General features: G+C 50.0%; 13 protein-coding genes. 2 read left to right on the top strand and 11 right to left on the bottom strand.

What is annotated here, in order from left to right; all coding sequences use genetic code 11:
- Window position 1: 1 nt before the first annotated feature.
- The 3 genes from ACYQ2M_RS08610 to pdxA all read right to left on the bottom strand — a co-directional run bounded on the left by ACYQ2M_RS08610 (window position 2) and on the right by pdxA (window position 6,086).
- Window positions 2-2,128, bottom strand: a complete 2,127-nt coding sequence (locus tag ACYQ2M_RS08610) for a Tex family protein (RefSeq protein ID WP_459915927.1) — start codon at window positions 2,126-2,128, stop codon at window positions 2-4.
- 68 nt (window positions 2,129-2,196) lie between these two features.
- The gene (gene uvrA, locus ACYQ2M_RS08615) at window positions 2,197-5,049 is read right to left on the bottom strand and encodes an excinuclease ABC subunit UvrA (RefSeq protein ID WP_459915928.1); all 2,853 of its coding nucleotides are present in this window, start codon (window positions 5,047-5,049) and stop codon (window positions 2,197-2,199) included.
- A gap of 26 nt (window positions 5,050-5,075) precedes the next feature.
- Window positions 5,076-6,086 (bottom strand): 4-hydroxythreonine-4-phosphate dehydrogenase PdxA, encoded by a 1,011-nt coding sequence (gene pdxA / locus ACYQ2M_RS08620; protein ID WP_459915929.1) that lies wholly within the window; start codon window positions 6,084-6,086, stop codon window positions 5,076-5,078.
- 682 nt (window positions 6,087-6,768) lie between these two features.
- Between pdxA and dnaA the strand changes: the two genes are divergently transcribed.
- Together dnaA and ACYQ2M_RS08630 are read left to right on the top strand one after the other, a co-directional pair.
- The gene (dnaA, locus tag ACYQ2M_RS08625) at window positions 6,769-8,181 is read left to right on the top strand and encodes a chromosomal replication initiator protein DnaA (protein WP_459915930.1); all 1,413 of its coding nucleotides are present in this window, start codon (window positions 6,769-6,771) and stop codon (window positions 8,179-8,181) included.
- Between the two features lie 36 nt (window positions 8,182-8,217).
- Window positions 8,218-9,597: an FAD-binding oxidoreductase gene (locus ACYQ2M_RS08630; protein ID WP_459915931.1), complete on the top strand. Its 1,380-nt coding sequence runs from the start codon at window positions 8,218-8,220 to the stop codon at window positions 9,595-9,597.
- Between the two features lie 215 nt (window positions 9,598-9,812).
- On the opposite strand, the gene ACYQ2M_RS08635 is transcribed toward ACYQ2M_RS08630, so the two are convergent.
- The 8 genes from ACYQ2M_RS08635 to ACYQ2M_RS08670 all read right to left on the bottom strand — a co-directional run bounded on the left by ACYQ2M_RS08635 (window position 9,813) and on the right by ACYQ2M_RS08670 (window position 17,916).
- Entirely contained in the window at window positions 9,813-10,034 is a 222-nt protein-coding gene (locus ACYQ2M_RS08635; protein WP_459915932.1) for a hypothetical protein, read from the bottom strand.
- Window positions 10,035-10,036: 2 nt separating this feature from the next.
- Window positions 10,037-11,698 (bottom strand): GTPase HflX, encoded by a 1,662-nt coding sequence (hflX, locus tag ACYQ2M_RS08640; RefSeq protein ID WP_459915933.1) that lies wholly within the window; start codon window positions 11,696-11,698, stop codon window positions 10,037-10,039.
- Window positions 11,699-11,827: 129 nt separating this feature from the next.
- The gene (gene dnaB, locus ACYQ2M_RS08645) at window positions 11,828-13,204 is read right to left on the bottom strand and encodes a replicative DNA helicase (RefSeq protein ID WP_459915934.1); all 1,377 of its coding nucleotides are present in this window, start codon (window positions 13,202-13,204) and stop codon (window positions 11,828-11,830) included.
- A 269-nt stretch (window positions 13,205-13,473) separates the two neighbouring features.
- Window positions 13,474-13,929 carry a 50S ribosomal protein L9 gene (gene rplI / locus ACYQ2M_RS08650; RefSeq protein WP_459915935.1) on the bottom strand — a complete coding sequence of 152 codons (456 nt, stop codon included), beginning with the start codon at window positions 13,927-13,929 and terminating at the stop codon, window positions 13,474-13,476.
- A 140-nt stretch (window positions 13,930-14,069) separates the two neighbouring features.
- Window positions 14,070-15,041: a YybS family protein gene (locus ACYQ2M_RS08655; RefSeq protein WP_459915936.1), complete on the bottom strand. Its 972-nt coding sequence runs from the start codon at window positions 15,039-15,041 to the stop codon at window positions 14,070-14,072.
- 19 nt (window positions 15,042-15,060) lie between these two features.
- Complete coding sequence (gene rpsR / locus ACYQ2M_RS08660) at window positions 15,061-15,312, bottom strand: 30S ribosomal protein S18 (RefSeq protein WP_459915937.1); 252 nt, start codon at window positions 15,310-15,312, stop codon at window positions 15,061-15,063.
- Window positions 15,313-15,314: 2 nt separating this feature from the next.
- Window positions 15,315-15,761 carry a 30S ribosomal protein S6 gene (gene rpsF / locus ACYQ2M_RS08665; protein ID WP_459915938.1) on the bottom strand — a complete coding sequence of 149 codons (447 nt, stop codon included), beginning with the start codon at window positions 15,759-15,761 and terminating at the stop codon, window positions 15,315-15,317.
- Window positions 15,762-16,101: 340 nt separating this feature from the next.
- Window positions 16,102-17,916: an ABC-F family ATP-binding cassette domain-containing protein gene (locus ACYQ2M_RS08670; protein ID WP_459915939.1), complete on the bottom strand. Its 1,815-nt coding sequence runs from the start codon at window positions 17,914-17,916 to the stop codon at window positions 16,102-16,104.
- Window positions 17,917-17,922 lie beyond the last annotated feature (6 nt).

Genomic DNA, 17,922 nt, shown 5'->3' on the forward strand with positions numbered 1-17,922 from the left:
TTCAGGATCCCATGGCCCGGGTTTTAAGGGAAAGGGCAATTCGTTTACGGGGAATATCCACTTCCATGATGGTGACCCTTACCTTCTGATGAACGCTCACAATGTCCGACGGGTTTTTCACAAAATGATCGGCCATGTTGGACACATGTACCAGACCGTCCTGGTGCACCCCGATGTCCACAAAGGCACCAAATGCTGTGACATTGGTGATTATGCCCGGCACCACCATGCCTGGAACCAGATCTTTGATTTCATGGATATCTTCGGCAAAGGCAAAGGGAATAAATTGCTGTCTGGGGTCCCGGCCCGGGCGTACCAGCTCTTTGGCAATGTCTTTAAGGGTGGGCATACCCATGTCAGGGGTCAGATATTTTTTCAGATCAATGGATGCCACCAGGGCATCATTACCCACAAGCTCCTTAACGGACACCCCCAGATCCCTTGCCATGGTCTGGACGATTTTGTAGGATTCCGGGTGAATGCCGCTGGCATCCAGGGGATTGGTGCCCCGGGGAATTCTTAAAAAACCTGCGGCCTGTTCAAAGGCGCGGGGACCCAGGCGCGGCACCTTTAAAAGTTCCCGCCGGGTTTTAAAGGGGCCGTTTTCCAGGCGGTACTGTACAATGTTGGCGGCAATGGTTTTGTTCAGGCCCGCCACCCGGCTTAAAAGCTCTTTACTGGCGGTGTTTACGTCCACCCCCACCTGGTTGACGGTGTTGATCACCACATCGTCCAGGCACTGGTTTAACTCCTTTTGGTCCACATCGTGCTGATACTGACCCACACCAATGGATCGGGGGTCCAGTTTGACCAGCTCCGCAAGGGGGTCCATGAGCCGCCGTCCGATGGACACCGCCCCCCGCACGGTGAGATCATGGTCCGGGAACTCCTCCCTTGCAATGGGTGAGGCTGAGTATATGGATGCCCCGCTTTCATCCACCAGGATCACCGGAATTTTTTTTGAAAGGTTCAATGCGTTGACAAAGGTTTCTGTTTCCCGGCCAGCGGTGCCGTTGCCGATGGCAATGGCTTCTATGTCATGGGTGGTTATCCATTTCCTGATTGCTTGTCCAGCCTTTGCAGCACCTGATCCCAATGGAAAGATTACCATGTGATCCACAAGGTTTCCCTGTCTGTCCAGGCACACCATCTTGCACCCGGTCCTGAACCCGGGGTCAATGGCCAGCACCGCCTTCTGTCCTAAAGGAGAAGACAATAATAGGTTTTTGAGATTTTCGGCAAACACCTTGATGGCCACGGTGTCAGCCCGCTCTTTCAAGGTTTTTAAAGTTTCATTTTCCATGGCCTTTCCCAGCAGGCGTTTGTAGCTGTCGGATATGGCCATGGCCATGTGTGGGGCAGATTGAACGGCGGGATTGAGAAATCGTTTTTCAAGCAAATCCATGGCTTTTTCTTCAGGGGGCAGGGCATGCAGGGTGAGAATGCCTTCTTTTTCCCCCCGGAGCATGGCCAGAATGCGGTGGGACGGAGCCTTTGATCCGGGTTCGGACCATTCAAAATAATCCCTGTATTTAACGCCGTCTGTTTCTCGATTTTTTTTAACCCGGGTGGTCATCTGGGCCTGGTTCAAAAACAGATGGCGCATGGCTGTACGAAGGGCTGGGGTTTCATTGATGGTTTCCGCCACAATATCCCTGGCTCCGGCCAAGGCGTCTTCCGGGGAGGTGATCCCCTTTTCCCCATCCACAAATTGTTCTGCCCTTTCCATGGGGTCCCCTTTTTGGAACGACAAGATAAATTCAGCCAGGGGCATGAGCCCTTTTTCCTTTGCCATGAGGGCCCGAGTTCTCTTTTTGGGCCGGTAAGGCTGGTACAGATCTTCCAGTTCCGCCGGGGTGGCGGCTGTTTTTATGGCTTCTTGCAGCTGGGGGGTTAATAATTCCCGGGTGTCAAGGGAGTTCAGAATGGTCTCTTTTCTATCCTGCAGTGCCTTAAGGTGTGCCAGGGCATCCCGGATGGTGGTGATGGACACCTCGTCAAGGGAGCCGGTGTGCTCTTTTCGATATCTGGCAATGAAGGGAATGGTGGCCCCCTGTTCCATGAGGCCCGCCACGGCAGCCACCTGCTCTTTTTTTAAACCCGTCTGCTTGCTGATGGTATCGAACATGGTATGATGGATCCTTATTTTATATAACCCGCATGTCCTGGCGGACATACCGAATAATGAAAACGGCATTATGAGTTGCAGCAAGTTGAATGACCGTGATCGTTGTTTAAAATTTTTGCCAGAAATTTTCCGGTGTGGGAAGCAGCTACCTTTGCCACGGCTTCGGGGGTGCCGCAGGCCACAATGGTGCCGCCGCCATCACCGCCTTCGGGTCCCAGATCAATGATATGGTCGGCATATTTAATGACATCCAGGTTATGTTCAATGACCACCACGGTGTTGCCATAATCCACAAGTTTACTCAACACCGACAGCAGGCGGTTGATGTCATCGGTGTGAAGGCCGGTGGTGGGTTCATCCAGGATATAAATGGTTCGCCCGGTGTTTTTTTTGCTTAACTCCCTTGCCAGTTTGATGCGCTGGGCCTCTCCACCGGACAGAGTGGTGGCTGCCTGTCCGATTTTAATGTATCCAAGCCCCACATCCGCCAGGGTCTGCAGCTTGGTTCTGATGGCGGCGATCTTGTCAAAGAATTTAAGGGACTGATTGACGGTCATGTCCATGACCTGGGCTATGTTTTTTCCCCGGTATTTTATTTCCAGGGTTTCTCTGTTGTAGCGCTGTCCCTTGCATACATCACAGGACACGTACACATCGGGCAGGAAGTGCATCTCAATTTTGATGATACCATCCCCTGTGCAGGCCTCGCACCGCCCCCCCTTGACATTAAAGCTGAACCGACCCGGCTTGTAGCCCATGGCCCTGGCATCCGGGGTTTTGGCAAAGAGTTCCCGGATGTGGGTGAAAATGCCGGTGTAGGTGCCGGGATTGCTCCGGGGGGTTCGTCCGATGGGGGACTGGTCAATGTGAATGACCTTGTCCAGGTGGTTAAGACCCTCCACCCCGGTGTGGATGCCGGCAGGCATGCGTGATTGATATAACCGGTTGGACAGCAGTCGAAACAGGGTGGTTAGAACCAGGGTGGATTTGCCGGAGCCTGATACCCCGGTGACACAGGTGAAGCACCCCAGGGGAAAGTGTACATCAATTGATTTCAGGTTGTTGGCAGCAGCACCCCGGATGACAAGTTCATGCCCGTTGCCCCGTCGTCTTTCCGTGGGAATTTTAATACGTCTGGCACCGGACAAGTAGGCACCGGTGAGGGAATCAGGGGTTTTCAAAAGCTCCTGGGGGGTTCCTGAAAACACCACATTCCCACCGTTGATACCCGCCCCGGGCCCCATGTCAATGATGTGGTCCGAGGTGAGCATGGTTTCTTCATCATGTTCCACCACCAGTACGCTGTTTCCAAGATCCCGAAGATTTAAGAGGGTGTCCAGAAGCCTTTTATTGTCCCGCTGATGGAGCCCGATGCTGGGTTCATCCAGCACATACAATACCCCGGTGAGTTTGGAGCCGATCTGGGTTGCCAGGCGAATGCGTTGACTTTCCCCGCCGGACAGGGTGGTTGCCGAGCGGTCCAGGGTGAGGTAGTTGAGCCCCACGTTCTTTAAAAACGACAGTCGCTGGCTTATCTCCCGGATGATGTGCCGGGAGATGATTTGATCCTTGCCCGGAAGGGTTAATTCCTTGAAGAAAACAAGGGCCTTTTCCACGGACAGGGCGGTGATGTCGGAGATGCGCTTGTCCGTTATCCGCACCGCCCCGGAGGCATCGTTGAGTCTGCTGCCCTGGCAGTGGGTGCAGGTGGTGAAGTTCATGTAGGCCTTGATTTCTTCTCTGGCTCCGTGGGAATCGGTGTCATGGTACCGACGTTTCAGGTTGGGAATGATGCCTTCAAATTTTTTTTGGTAAATCACCCGACGGCCCTGTTTTTCAAAATAAAAAGGAATTTCAGTGCGCCCGGACCCGTGGAGAAGAACTTTCTTAAACTTTGCAGACAGTTTGGAAAAAGGGGTATAAATATCCTCGCCGTAAAAACTAGTCAGGGCATCAAGAAATTCGGCAAACTGAACCGAATCCCGGCCATTCCAGGGGGCCACGGTGCCCTCTCTCAGGGACAGGGCTTTGTTTGGCACAATGAGGTCCGGATCAAACTGTGTCACCGCCCCGAGGCCATCACAGTGGGGGCAGGCCCCCTGGGGGGAATTAAAGGAAAAGGTGGCCGGGGTGAACTCGCCATAACTGATGCCGCAGACGATGCAGGATGCATTTTCACTGAACAGGCTTTCCCTGTTCCGGGTAAGATCCAAGAGCTTTACAATGCCGTTGCCGAAAATAAGGGCAGTTTCCAGGGAGTCTGTGAGGCGCTTTGCCATGCCGGATTTTATGACCAGACGATCCACCACCACATCAATGGTGTGTTTGATGGTTTTCTTAAGCTCCGGGACCTCTTCCACAACATACATTTCATCATTGATTCTTACTCTGGCAAAACCTTCTTTTTTTAACTTTTCAATGGTTTTTACGTGGCTTCCCTTCTGGTTGACAATCACCGGGGCCATAATAAGGATGCGGGTGTCAGAAGGCAGTTCAAGCACCTGATCAACCATCTGGTCTATGGTCATGGAAGTGATGGGTTGGCCGCACTGATGGCAGTGAGGTTTGCCCACCCGGGCATAGAGAAGTCTTAAATAATCATATATTTCCGTCACCGTCCCCACGGTGGATCGGGGGTTGTGCCCGGCACTTTTCTGTTCTATGGAGATGGCAGGTGAAAGGCCCTCTATTAAATCTACATCGGGTTTTTCCATCTGTCCCAGAAACTGTCTGGCATAGGTTGAAAGTGATTCCACGTATCGTCGTTGTCCTTCGGCATAGAGGGTGTCAAAGGCTAGGGTGGATTTGCCGGAGCCGGACAGCCCGGTGATGGTGACAAGCCTGTTTTTGGGGATTGAAAGACTGATATTTTTTAGATTGTGTTCCCTTGCACCTTTGATAATAATGTAGTCAGAATTCATGATTGATGGGGTCCGGGTTTGAAAGATCATGTGGGGCGGCACATTTTTGCCTGGAGTGCAGCCATTTTAATGGCCTGGACCAGGCTTTCATGGTTGGCTTTACCCTGCCAGGCAATGTCATAGGCGGTGCCGTGGTCCACGGAGGTGCGGATGATGGGCAGGCCGAGGGTTGTGTTTACGCCGTCATGGAAATGAATCATTTTAAAAGGAATCAGGCCCTGGTCGTGGTACATGCACACCACACCGTCATATTTGCCCTTGGAGGCATGAAAAAAAAGAGTGTCCGGGGGATGGGGGCCGGTGGCATTTATGCCTTCATCCCGTGCCTGGGCCACCGCCGGGGTTATGAGATCCCGCTCTTCCGGGCCAAATAAAGAATCTTCTCCGGCATGGGGATTGAGACCGGCCACGGCCACGGCAGGATGGTTGATACCGAACCGGTGTTCCAAAGCATGGGCTGTGATGCGGATGGTTTTGAGAATATTATCAATATTTAATAGTTGACTCACCCGGGACAGGGGTTCATGGATGGTGACAAGCACCACCTTTAGTGTATCCCCTGCCAGCATCATGGCATAGTTTTCGGTGTGTGTGGCATGGGCGATGAGTTCCGTGTGTCCATGGAAGGCAGAGCCTGCAAGTTTCATGGCCGTCTTGGTTATGGGGCATGTCGCCATGGCATCAATGCTGCCAAGGGTTGCCATTTCAACTGCGGTGTCAATGTAGTCTATCATGGCCCTTCCCGTGGCGGTAGTGGGGTGTCCCGGAGTCAGGTCTTTTACTGAAAGATGAGAGCGGCAGATAAGGTTGATGATCCCAGGGGTATCAAGGGCCTGATCTGGCCTTTTAATCTCTCGGATTTCAAGGTTGGTGCCGGTGAGCTCAATGGCTCTGGTCATCATGCCCGTATCCCCGAGAACCACGGGAAGGCATATCTGTGAAAAATTAAAATTTTCAAGGGCACTGGCAATGATTTCAGGGCCGATACCAACGGGATCTCCCATGGTGACACCGATGACAGGATGTTGTTTGTTCATGATTGACAAGCTTCCATTTTTATGTCTGGCACCAGCACTTTGGCATGGTACCTGTTATGATCAGATGTTTAAATATAGTACTCACCCGTCACTGGATGGTCAAGTTTTTTAGATGGGTTTTTGCTATCACTCGTGTGAAACCACCGGAACCACGGCGTGATTATTAGATTTTTGTGAGTTTGATGAAAATCAAAGAAATTAATAGATATCGGTAGATTTGAAGAGAAAAGGAAAAACTCATAGGTGAAATTAAGATGGAGAATGTTAGAAAATTCCATGAAATAATAGTCCCTTATGCCATTGGGCTTAAAATCTGTAAATTGGATGTTTCACGGGTTGATTTTCTTTTAAAACAAGTGCTTATTGTTTTGTTTTTTTTAAATGCCTATCTGGATTGAATACAGGATCATTGAATTTGACTGCAAATTGACAATGGAATAAAAAGAAAACAATCATTATCCGAAAAAATGGAAGGGTGTTCTAACCTGCCAGAATTGATTTAATTGGCAAAAAATATGCCGTTGAGATGTCTATATTTGGAAGTGGTTCCCATTATGATCATGCTTGACAGATCCGGGTTTTCTGAACAATACAGGAAAACTTAAGGTTCCTGCCCACCATACATTAATCATAACCTCACAGATTTTAAATATAAATTGCCCGGGACGGTCATTGGAGTTCTATGGAGTCTTTTTGGAAAAAAGTTAAGTTGAAGATGAAGGGGTTGCTGCCGGACCACAGTTACAGAATGTGGGTGGGACCCATGGAGTTTGTTTCTGCCCGGGAAAATATCATCATTCTGTCATGTCCCAATCCCTTTTCCCAGCGAAGGGTGAAGGATCATTACCTTGCCGGTATTGAAAAAGAGTTCCAATCTCTCGGGGTGAAGGATGCCTGCCTGGAACTCCAGGTCCATGATCCAAAAGCCGCAAAACGCCTTCCAGACAGGGCCGGCAAACAAAAATCTTCCCGGATTCAGGCACTGGATGTTTCCGTGCCACCTGTGGCGCCACCGCCTCGACTTCCCCGGCAGCTCACCCTGCCCGGGCTGGGTAATCCCTTTGATTCTGGGCGACTGTTAAAAAAAACCTATACATTTGATAAGTTTGTGGTGGGAAGCAACAATGATTTTGCCTATTCTGCATCCCTTTCCCTTGCCCAGGGCGGTGCCAATGGAAATGGGGCACTTTATCTTGTGTCTGACACCGGGCTTGGCAAAAGCCATCTGTCCCAGGCGGTGGGACACCACGCCATCCATCAAGGGGTGACAAATAAGGTTTTTTATGTGACTGCGGAGGATTTTACCAATGAGATGGTTTCATCCCTGAAAAATAACCGAATCAACAGTTTCAAAGAAAAGTACAGAACTCGCTGTGATGTACTCATCCTTGAAGATGTCCATTTTCTGTCCGGAAAAAGCGCAATCCAGAATGAGCTTGCCATGACATTGGATTATCTTCTGGATGCGGAGAAAAAACTTATTTTCAGTGGATGCTATCTCCCCGGGGAAATTCCCAAAATGAATGAGCAGTTAAAGTCCCGTCTCAGTCTTGGACTGGTCACCCGGATTGATGCACCGGATTTCAAGACCCGGGTGAAAATTTTGAGAAAAAAGGCGGCCATGGGAAACACACCCATGCCCGGAGAAGTGCTGGATTACCTTGCCCAGGAATTGTGTGACAATGTTCGACAGCTGGAAAGCGGTCTTTCCGGGGTTACTGCCAAGGCATCACTGATGGGAGAAAAAATTGATATAAATCTTGCCAGAAGTGTGCTTTCCAATATTTCACGCAGTAAACAGCAGATCACCGTTGATGCCATCAAAGATCTGGTGTGCAGGGAATTTAAAATTGCCGAATCGGATCTTGTTTCTGCCTCCAGAAAGAAAATTTTTGTTCAGCCCCGGCAGATCGCCATTTATCTGGCCCGGAAATACACAGATCAGCCCCTGAAGAAAATTGGCAGAAGCTTTAACCGCTACCATGCAACCGCCATTTACTCCATCAATGCCGTGGAAAAAGCCATGAAAAAACAAGGCAGCTATGCGGAACAGATGAATTACCTGTATAAAAAAATTGAAACCGTCAAGGCATGATGGTCGGGGGGTATGATTAAGAACCAGGGGAATAAGATGGGAATGCGGGCAGCCGATGTGGATGCATTGGAAAGAATTGTGGGCCTTGACGGCCTGGAAAGGGGCAATGAAGAGCTTTTCTGCCATTCCTACGATGCCACCGGATGCTCTTTTTTGCCCGATGTCGTGGTGTTTCCGTCAAGCAGCGATCAGGTTTCCCAGGTGCTTAAACTGGCTTCGGAACGTCATTTTTCCGTTATTCCCCGGGGCAATGGTTCGGGCATGACAGGTGGAAGCCTTCCCCTTGAAGGTGGGGTGGTACTTGCCATGGGGCGCATGAATCGTATCCATGACATTGATCAAAATAATTTCACAGCCAGCGTAGAACCGGGGGTGATCACCGGAGATTTCCATAAAGCCGTTGAAAAAAAAGGGCTTTTTTATCCTCCCGATCCGGCAAGTTCGGCTTTTTGCACCCTGGGGGGAAATATTTCAGAGTGCGCCGGTGGTCCCCGGGCCGTTAAATACGGAGTGACCCGGGATTATGTGTTGGGCCTGGAGGCGGTGTTGCCCACGGGGGAGATTATTCACACAGGGGTTAGGACTGCCAAGGGGGTTGCAGGGTATGATCTCACACGGCTTATTGTGGGCTCCGAAGGCACCCTTGCCGTGGTGACCCGGATGATCCTGCGTCTGATTCCTCTTCCTGAAAAAATTGAAACTCTGTCCGCCTGTTTTGCAGATATGCACCAGGCCGCCTGCGCAGTATCTGCCATTATCCGCCAGGGCATTGTGCCCCGCTGTGTCGAATTTTTGGATCAATCATCTCTGAGACTGGTACAGGATGTCCTGGGGCCGGACGTTATTGTGCCCGGAACCAGAGCGCTTCTGATTCTTGAGGTGGACGGTAAAAAGGACATGGTCAAGGCCGCTGCCCATGAACTCAAATCTCTGTGTGCCGTCATGAAAGCCATCAAGGTGGTTACGGCCCGGGGTCCCGGAGAGGCGGCAGAGATCTGGAAGGCCAGAAAAACCCTTTCTCCACTGCTTTATAAACTGGCACCCCATAAGATAAATGAAGACATTGTGGTGCCCATCAGCCGCATTCCTGACATGGTGGGGTACATTGAACAGCTTCAAATACAATCAGGCTTGACCATTGTCAGTTTCGGGCATGCCGGAGACGGTAATATTCATTGTAATATCATGTATGATAAAAGGGATGCGGGGCAGTGTCAAAGGGCACAAAAGGCCGTGGATGCCCTGTTCGATCAGACCTTGAAACTGGGGGGAACCATCACAGGCGAGCATGGGGTGGGGATTACAAAAAAGAAATATCTTGCAAAGGAAATAGGTCCGGTGGAAATTTCGTTGATGAAGCAGATCAAGCAGCTGTTTGATCCTGAAAACATACTGAATCCGGGGAAGATTTTTTAATCCGGGTCCTGTCCCCTTGCAAGTCAGGTCCTGGATTTTGGGGATCGTCCAATCCGGGAGGGGGAAGTCGGGCTTAGTTTACCGGCACTTATCTGAACCCGTTACTCCAGCAATTGTGATGGGTGACCCATGTTGTGATCTAACCCTGATTTTTGTAATCGGGGAGGAGATCAAAGCATCCGCTGCTTTTAACAGCAGCGGTGACAGATGCCCGATTATTGCATTCGTACCGGAAAATAATTGAGTATCAGCAGCTCTTCAAATATGTCAATACCGGGGTTGTGGGTGTGCTCCAAAGCACATTGGATGGAGGCGGAGCAATAACGGGTGCAAACTTCATCTGTTTTGCAGAATTCTCCAAAACAATCCAGGTTATCCTGTGAGTCCTCCAAGGTCGTGTCATGTGCAAGATCCTCAACAATACGTTCAAATTTCATATTTATTCCTGTGTTTCCCGGGTATGATAGGGTTTTTCTGTGATCAATTCGTATATCATGGATTCCAGGCGGCTTACAAGGGGTTTAAGGGTTTCCCGTCGGGTGGCGGAAATCCGTATGCCCTGGTTGAGCAGCCAGGGGTTGTCAAACCCGCTGATGTCCATGAGGTCCTGTTTATTAAATACAAACAGAACCGGCAGGTGATCCAGGGAGAGCTTTTTTAAAATCTGCTCAACGGATTGAATCTGCTGTTGATATCTCGGGTTGCTGATATCAACCACATGGAGCAGAAGATCCGCCTCTTCAAGCTCCTCCAGGGTGGCGTGGAAGGCGTCCATTAATTCATCCGGAAGATCCTGGATAAATCCCACGGTGTCAGTGATGATAACCTCAATGTCTTTGGGGAACCGCAACCGGCGGCTGGATGGATCCAGTGTGGCAAAGAGCTTGTTTTCAGCTGTGATGCTGCTTTGGGTCAGGCTGTTTAACAGAGTGGATTTTCCCGCATTGGTGTACCCCACAATGGAGATCACCGGCACCCCTTTGCGGTTGCGCCGGGCCCGCTGCTGGGATCGCTGTTTTCTTATTTTTGCAAGATCCTTATTGAGCTTTGCGATGCGTTCCCGGACCCGTCTTCGGTTAATTTCAAGTTTTGTTTCACCGGGGCCTCTGCCACCGATGCCTCCGGTAAGTCGGGACATGGCTGTGTTTTTGGTGACTAGGCGGGGCAGCATATACTGCATCTGAGCCAGTTCCACCTGGAGTTTACCCTCCCGGCTCCTGGCATGATTGGCAAAAATATCCAGGATAATCTGGGTGCGGTCCAGTACCTTCATTTCCACAAAATCAGTGATGGATCGGATCTGGGAGGGACCCAGTTCCCGGTCAAACACAATCATGGTGGCGTGCTTCTGTATGGCCTGTATGGTGAGTTCGGCAAGTTTTCCTTTGCCCACCACAAACTTGGGATCAATTTTTTTGCGTCTCTGGATGGCGGTGTCAATGACCTGGACCCCGCTGGATCGACAAAGCTCCTTGAGTTCCTCAAGGGATGCCTTTGCCTCTTTGGGATTGTCCGTGGTGACATGGATGAGCAGGGCCTTTTCCATGCCTTTTTCTGCAGTGTAAAGGGCATTAAGGCGACTTAATTCCGATTCCAGGGCCTTGATGACTGCCGTACAGTCCATGGCAAGAGCATCTGAAAATATGGGAGGCGTTACCTCATAGGGCAGCCCTTCCTCCCGGGGAAGAATGTGCCCGGGGTAAATTTTTCCGGGCTCCCCCGTGGGGGTGACGGTGACGGCGGCCATGAAGTCCAGGCGCAGCAGTGCAAGATCGGTGAGATCATCCCGGGAAAGGGGATCATCCTTTAAATGGGTATGTATACACCGAATGCCCTTGAGCTGGCCGGGCAGGGCACGGTAATCCGGGGTGTCCGGGATGACAATGCCATGGGCATCCCCGGCAATGACATGGATGGTTTTTCCGGACCGGTCAATGAGAATTCCCACCTGCCTTCCAATGTCGTGGGAGATGGCTGTAAGTTCCCGGATCTGCTCTTTAGAGATGAGATATTCAGGTTCGGTGCGGTGGAGGTATAGATTTTCCAGCTGCCTTATCTGGGTGGCCTTGAGGCCTGAGATATTGCCGATGATTTTTTTCATGTGGCTCTTTGGTTCGTTAAAAATCGGGGGTTAGGATTTGGGTGCTTGGTACAAGTTTTTGGGTGGTTCTTAACGGCTAACTGGGTTTTTAATGGATCTTTGTTGGAATCGGCCCTTCTGTCATTATGGCTATTCGTAGTTTTGGTATGAGCCTGTTGCCAGCTCTTCAAACCGGGTGTATGCACCGACAAAGGCCATGTGGGCAGTACCGATGGCACCGTTTCTGTTTTTTGCAATGATGATTTCGGCCTTGCCTTTGTTGGGATTGCTTTCTTCTTTGTTGTATACCTCATCTCTGTATATAAAGGCAATGATATCTGCATCCTGTTCCAGGGCGCCGGATTCACGAAGGTCGGACATCAAGGGGCGCTTTTCCGCCCGTTGTTCCAGCATGCGGTTGAGCTGGGAAAGGGCGATGACCGGAATTTCAAGTTCCTTGGCCAGGGCTTTTAGTGCCCGGGAAATTTCGGCAATTTCCAGATCCCGGCGGTCGGAATGAAAAGGGGCCTTCATCAGCTGGAGATAATCAATGATGATAAGTCCCAGTCCCTTATCCATTTTTAGACGGCGGGTCTTGGCCCGGATTTCCATGGCGGTGATGTTGGGGGTGTCATCAATGAATATGGGCACTTCGTTGAGTATTCCTGCGGCATCCGTGGCATTTTGCCAGTCTTCCTGGCTAATGAATCCGGTTTTTAACCGGTTGGAATCAATGCGGGCCTCGGAGGTGAGCAGGCGCATGGACAGCTGTTCTCTGGACATTTCCAGGGAGAACACCGCCACAGGTACCCGTTCTTCTATTGCCACATTACGGGCCAGGTTCAGGGCAAAGGCGGTTTTTCCCATACTGGGCCGGGCCGCCAGGATAATGAGATCTGATTTTTGCAGACCCGATGTCAGCTGGTCCAGGCGGGGATATCCAGTGCTCAGACCGGAAAGACCGCCACTGGAACCCTGGCGTTCTTCCAGCATATCAATGTTGAGATTGATCAAATCCCCAAGGCTTGCAAAATTCTTGCTGGACTTGGATTCTGAAATATTAAATATGGCGTTTTCTGCAAAATCAATGATATCAACCACATCCCCCCGATCTTTCATGCAGCGTTCCACAATGGCCGTGGCGCTTTTTATCAGGGTGCGAAGGGACGCTTTGCCCTGGATGATCCGGGCATAATGAAGGGCGTTGACCGCCATGGGGGCCGCATCGGCAATGGCGGCAAGAAAGCTTGCACCGCCGATATCTTCCAGCTCATCTTTTTCTTTGAGCCGGGTGGCCACTGTGACAAGATCCGCAGGTTCATCCCGGTTAAACAGCTCAATGATGGCATGGAAAATTTTTTCATGGGCTTTCTTATAGAAATCCTCGGGCTTAAGGATATCCACCACGTCAAGCAGGGTGTCGTTGTCTATGAGTACGGCACTGAGAAGGGATTCTTCCGCTTCCAGGTCATGGGGAGGGGTTTTGTTTAGCAGGGGATCAATATTTTTTTGTCTGGGATTTACCATGGCATTGGGATCTTCGGGGGTTATATGATGAGTGAAAACGGCTCAGGTAAATCTTTCAGCACTTTTGTACGATAGTTTTTCAACATCAATGCCTTGCTGGGGTGATTCTAAAATAAATTAAAACATCTCTCCCGTTGGCATAAAAAGGGGGGAGAAGGGTCTTGGCAGTTCCCCATATTTGTTTGTTTGAACCTGTATAACATAATGCACTGATGGCATGTGAGCAGATCAAAATGGACAAATATGGGGTGCTGATCGAATATTTACCCTTATTCTGTTTTGTCTTCCGGCATTACCTTTACGGTGATTTCCGGTTCAACATCTTTGTAAAGCCTTACAGGCACCTTGTACTCGCCTGTTTCTTTGATGGGTTCCACAAGGAGGATGGAGCGACGTTCAATGATAACGTCCTGGGCATCCAGGGCAGCCTTGATGTCATGGGAGGTGACAGAACCGTAAAGTCGAATCTCTTCAAACACCTTGGCTTTGATGATGCATACGATGTCCTTGACTTTTTCTGCCATTTCCTGGGCCAGTTTTTTCTCTTTGGCAATCTGAAGATCAAATTTGGCCCGGGCCTGCTCAATCACCTTGCGGTTCTGGGGGGTTGCAGCAATGGCCTTGCCCTGGGGAAAGAGATAATTTCTGGCATATCCCGGAGCAACTGTGCATTCGGAACCCACAATGCCCAGTGTGTCTATAGTTTCTTTGAGTATAACTTTCATTTTAACCTCCGATAAAGGTTCAGTCTGTTGTCAGACCGTGTTGTTTTTTTAGGGGGATGGACAAAAAACCATGCCGGAAGTTAACGCGTCGGCAATTGTGTTTCAGGCTGATTGTCCTCTTTTATATCAGTTGTCCCAGACTATTTTACGGTGGTTTCGGTGATGTCTATTTTCCTGAAATTAACCCATGTGTCAAAAAAACCAAGTCCCACCACCACCAGTAGAAAGATCTGCTGAAGGGCAATGATGCTGTAAATGAAGATCTTGAGCATCCGTGGAAATTTTTTTTTTTCAAAAAAGAAAGAGACAATGGCAATGCCCTGGAAAAAATAAATAGGCATCAATACAATCAGGAAATTCAAACTGATAATCTTTAATGGCCTGGCCGGAAACAGCAGGCAGATGCCAAAGGCGATGACCAGCCACACCAGGTGTTCCGGTGCCTTCCACCGATTAAGGTTGGTAAGATGGGCAAGGTGAACCCCTTTGCCAGCAAGGATTTTCCTGATGAAAAGAATATTGCTCCAGATGACAACCAGAAGCATTGAGATGATCAGGGATGGAAGAATCCGTACCAGAACATATTTAATGGTGTCCATGGAATCGGCAAGCATGTCCATGTTTTCCTGGGGAATTCCCATATTGCTGTACAGCTGCATGGTCAAGTCAAGGTTGGCTCCCACATAGGTTGACACCATGGGAAGAAGTGCTTTTCCTGTGAATAAACTGTGGGCAAGAATCAGGAACATGCAACCTGCAAGGATCGTAAGCCCCGTGTAAAGCCCTGTTCGGGCAACGGAAAAGTTTCTTTCCATGCATTCACCCATCATGAAACCGGTGAGCAAAAGAGCACCGTAAAACAGTGTGTCAATGGATAGTTCCCCTGAAGCCGTTGCAATGACTCCAAGTACCAGCGTGGCAATGATCGCACCGGATGTCCTGCCCAGCTTAAGCCGATAGAACAGAACCGGCATGGGCAGGAGCATGGCCATTAAAAATCCCAGCAGAGGTACATAAATGGTGATCGATACGATCACCAGACATGCGGATACACCAGTGAGAATATCTCTCAATGGGCCGGTCCAAGCATTGGGGTGGGGTAACTGATCCATGTATATTCGCTTTGGCAGACTAACTGAGTTTACCTACATAGGGCAGAAAGGCGATGGTTCTGGCCTGTTTGATGGCTGCCGATAATTTTCTCTGATGCTTGGCACAGGTGCCGGTGATACGTCGGGGAATGATTTTTCCCCGTTCGGTGATAAAAGGTCGCAAGGCCTTGGCATCTTTATAATCAATTTCAAGGGTGCTGTCCGCGCAGAATCTGCACACTTTACGGCGCTGGAAAAATCTTTTTTTGGTGTTTTTTTTCTGGAAAGCCATGATTAATTTTCCTCCTGTGCGTCGTCGGCGGTTTCAGTGTCTTCCGTGGTGTCAGCCTCTACGTCTTCGGTGGCTTTTTCGGTATTTTCCGTTGCGGGTTTTGCTTCTTCTTCGGATTCCGCCGCTGCGGCAATTTCCTGTTCCAGATCGCTGGGATTTACATTTTTTTCCAGGAGCACCGTCATGAATTTCATGATTTTGTCATCCAGGCGGAAGTTACGCTCAAGTTCGGTGACCAGTGCACCGTTGCCGCCATAGGTCATGCACACATAATGCCCCCTTGCTTTTTTCTTTATTTCATATGCAAGCTTCCTGTTTCCCCAGTCATCAAAGTCAACGAGGATACCGTTTTCCTGTGCCAGCAGGTTTGTGAATTTGTCGAACAGATTTTTTCTTGCATCTTCCTGGAGATCAGGATCTGCAATAAAGATGGTTTCATACCTTCTCATGTACGCTCTCCTTGCGGATTACAGCCCCGTTTTTTTGTACGGAGCAAGGATAAATCGAGTGAAACCGGACCACCCGGTTTCCGTGTCAGATCTTGGTGTGCCCTCTGATGGACATCAGTTGTTTGTATTTTAGGACCAGAGGTCAAACAAGGACTTCAGTGAAGTTCATGTTTAAATACAAACAATAATTATATCATCCAATTGTTTACAGGTCAAGATTGTTTTTTTGTCGGTTCCTTCCGCAGAGTGGTCGAAGTGGTGTCAGGCTTTTTTCATCAACGGGCCTGGATAAAATGGGCGGCCAGTTGCCCTTAATACCGTAAATGAAAAAGTGGGGAGGCTATGACTGGGATTTTAGGTCTTCCAGGGTCTCCCATCTGGCGTAGAGGGACTCCACCTTTTCCTGGGCTTTTTGAAGGTGGGTGTAGGCCGTTGCCAGTGCTTCGGGGTCTTTCATTGTTTCAGGGGCCTCGGCAGTTTTCTGGATTTTTGCCACCTTTGCCTCGGCCATGAGAATTTCTTCCTCCATGTGGTCCAGCTCATACTGGTGTTTGTAAGAAAAACCGGGGGCCTTTTTAGGGGAGGCGTCCGGGGTTTTGCGGGAACGGGGGGGGTGTTTTTCCGGCGGGGCAGCTGGTGGTTTTATCTGCTGTTTAAGGCACTGATTGTAATCGGCAAACAGGTTGGCCCCTCCTTTTCCGTCAAGGAAGAGAATGGTGTCGGTGACCCGGTCCAGGAGAAAACGGTCATGGGAAACGATGACCACAGCCCCGGGAAAGTCCATGAGGCTCTCTTCAAGTACTTCAAGAGCAGGGATGTCAAGATCATTGGTGGGCTCATCGAGCAAAAGAATGTCCGCTGGCTGCACCATGAGATTGGCAATGAGGATACGGGCTTTTTCACCGCCGGAAAGCCGTTTGACTGGAAGGGTCAGCTGATCGGGAGTGAAGAGAAATCGTTTGGCCCAGGAGACAATATGAATGCTTCTGTTTTGAAACATCACCGCATCTCCCGCCGGTGACAGGGCCTCTTTCAGGGTGGTTTCCGGGTCCAGGTGGGATCTTGTCTGGTCAAAAACAGCCACTTTTAAGTTGTCCACCCTTTGCAGGGTACCGGTGTCCGGGGCGGTTTTATTTTCAAGGATATTCATGAATGTGGTCTTGCCGCTGCCGTTGTTTCCCATGAGGCCCAGTCGGGTTCCCGGGGTCAATTTCAGGGAGATATCCTGGAACAGGGTGCGACCCTGTATGGATTTTCCCATGTCTCGGCAGGTCAGCAGTTGACGGGTTTTTCGCTGGGTGGTATCAAAATCAATGTCCAGTCGCCGGGTGCGCAGATTCATACGTTTGACCATGGCAAGTTCGGCTCTGAGGACTTCTGCCTGATCAATGCGGTACCGGGCCTTGGTGGATCTGGCCTTGGCCCCCCGGCTGAGCCATTCGGTTTCCCTGCGCATTTTGTTGGACAAAATGGTTTCCTGACGGCTTTGGGCCTCCAGGAAATTTCCCCGCTGCTCCCGGAATGTCAGATATCCCCCGGAAACCGACAGGTGGCCATCGGGATAACAGCGGCCAAGTTCCATGATGTCTGAACATACATTTTCAAGGAAACACCGGTCATGGCTCACCACCACAAAGGCAAAGGATGGCTTTTTCAAGATATCTTCAAGCCAGAGAATGCTTTTTATGTCCAGATGGTTGGTGGGTTCATCCAGAAGCAGCAGATCCGGCTCCAGAATAAGTGCTCGGGTGATGGCCAGGCGTTTTCTCCATCCGCCGGACAGGTTTCGGCATTTCTGATTCTCATCGGGAAACTCCCCCAGGCCTGTGGCACGTTTCACCCGTCGGTATCGTTCTGGATCATCCACAGGTTCCTGGTTCAATGCATCAAAGAGCGTCTGCTCAATGGTTTTATCTCCATCCAGGATATCTTCCTGGGGAAGGTATGTTATGCGGGTGAGCGGTTTTATGTATTTTTCTCCCCGGTCCGGCACATCTTCGCCTGCGATGAGTTTGAGCAGGGTTGATTTTCCACTGCCGTTACCGCCGATAAGGCCTCGTTTTTCTCCGGCCTTGAGATTGAAGGAAAGGTCATCAAATATGGGGGTATCTCCATAGGTTTTATGGAGCGATCTATAGCTTAAAAGAAGGGTCATGGGTAC

This window comes from Desulfocicer niacini (assembly GCF_054657595.1).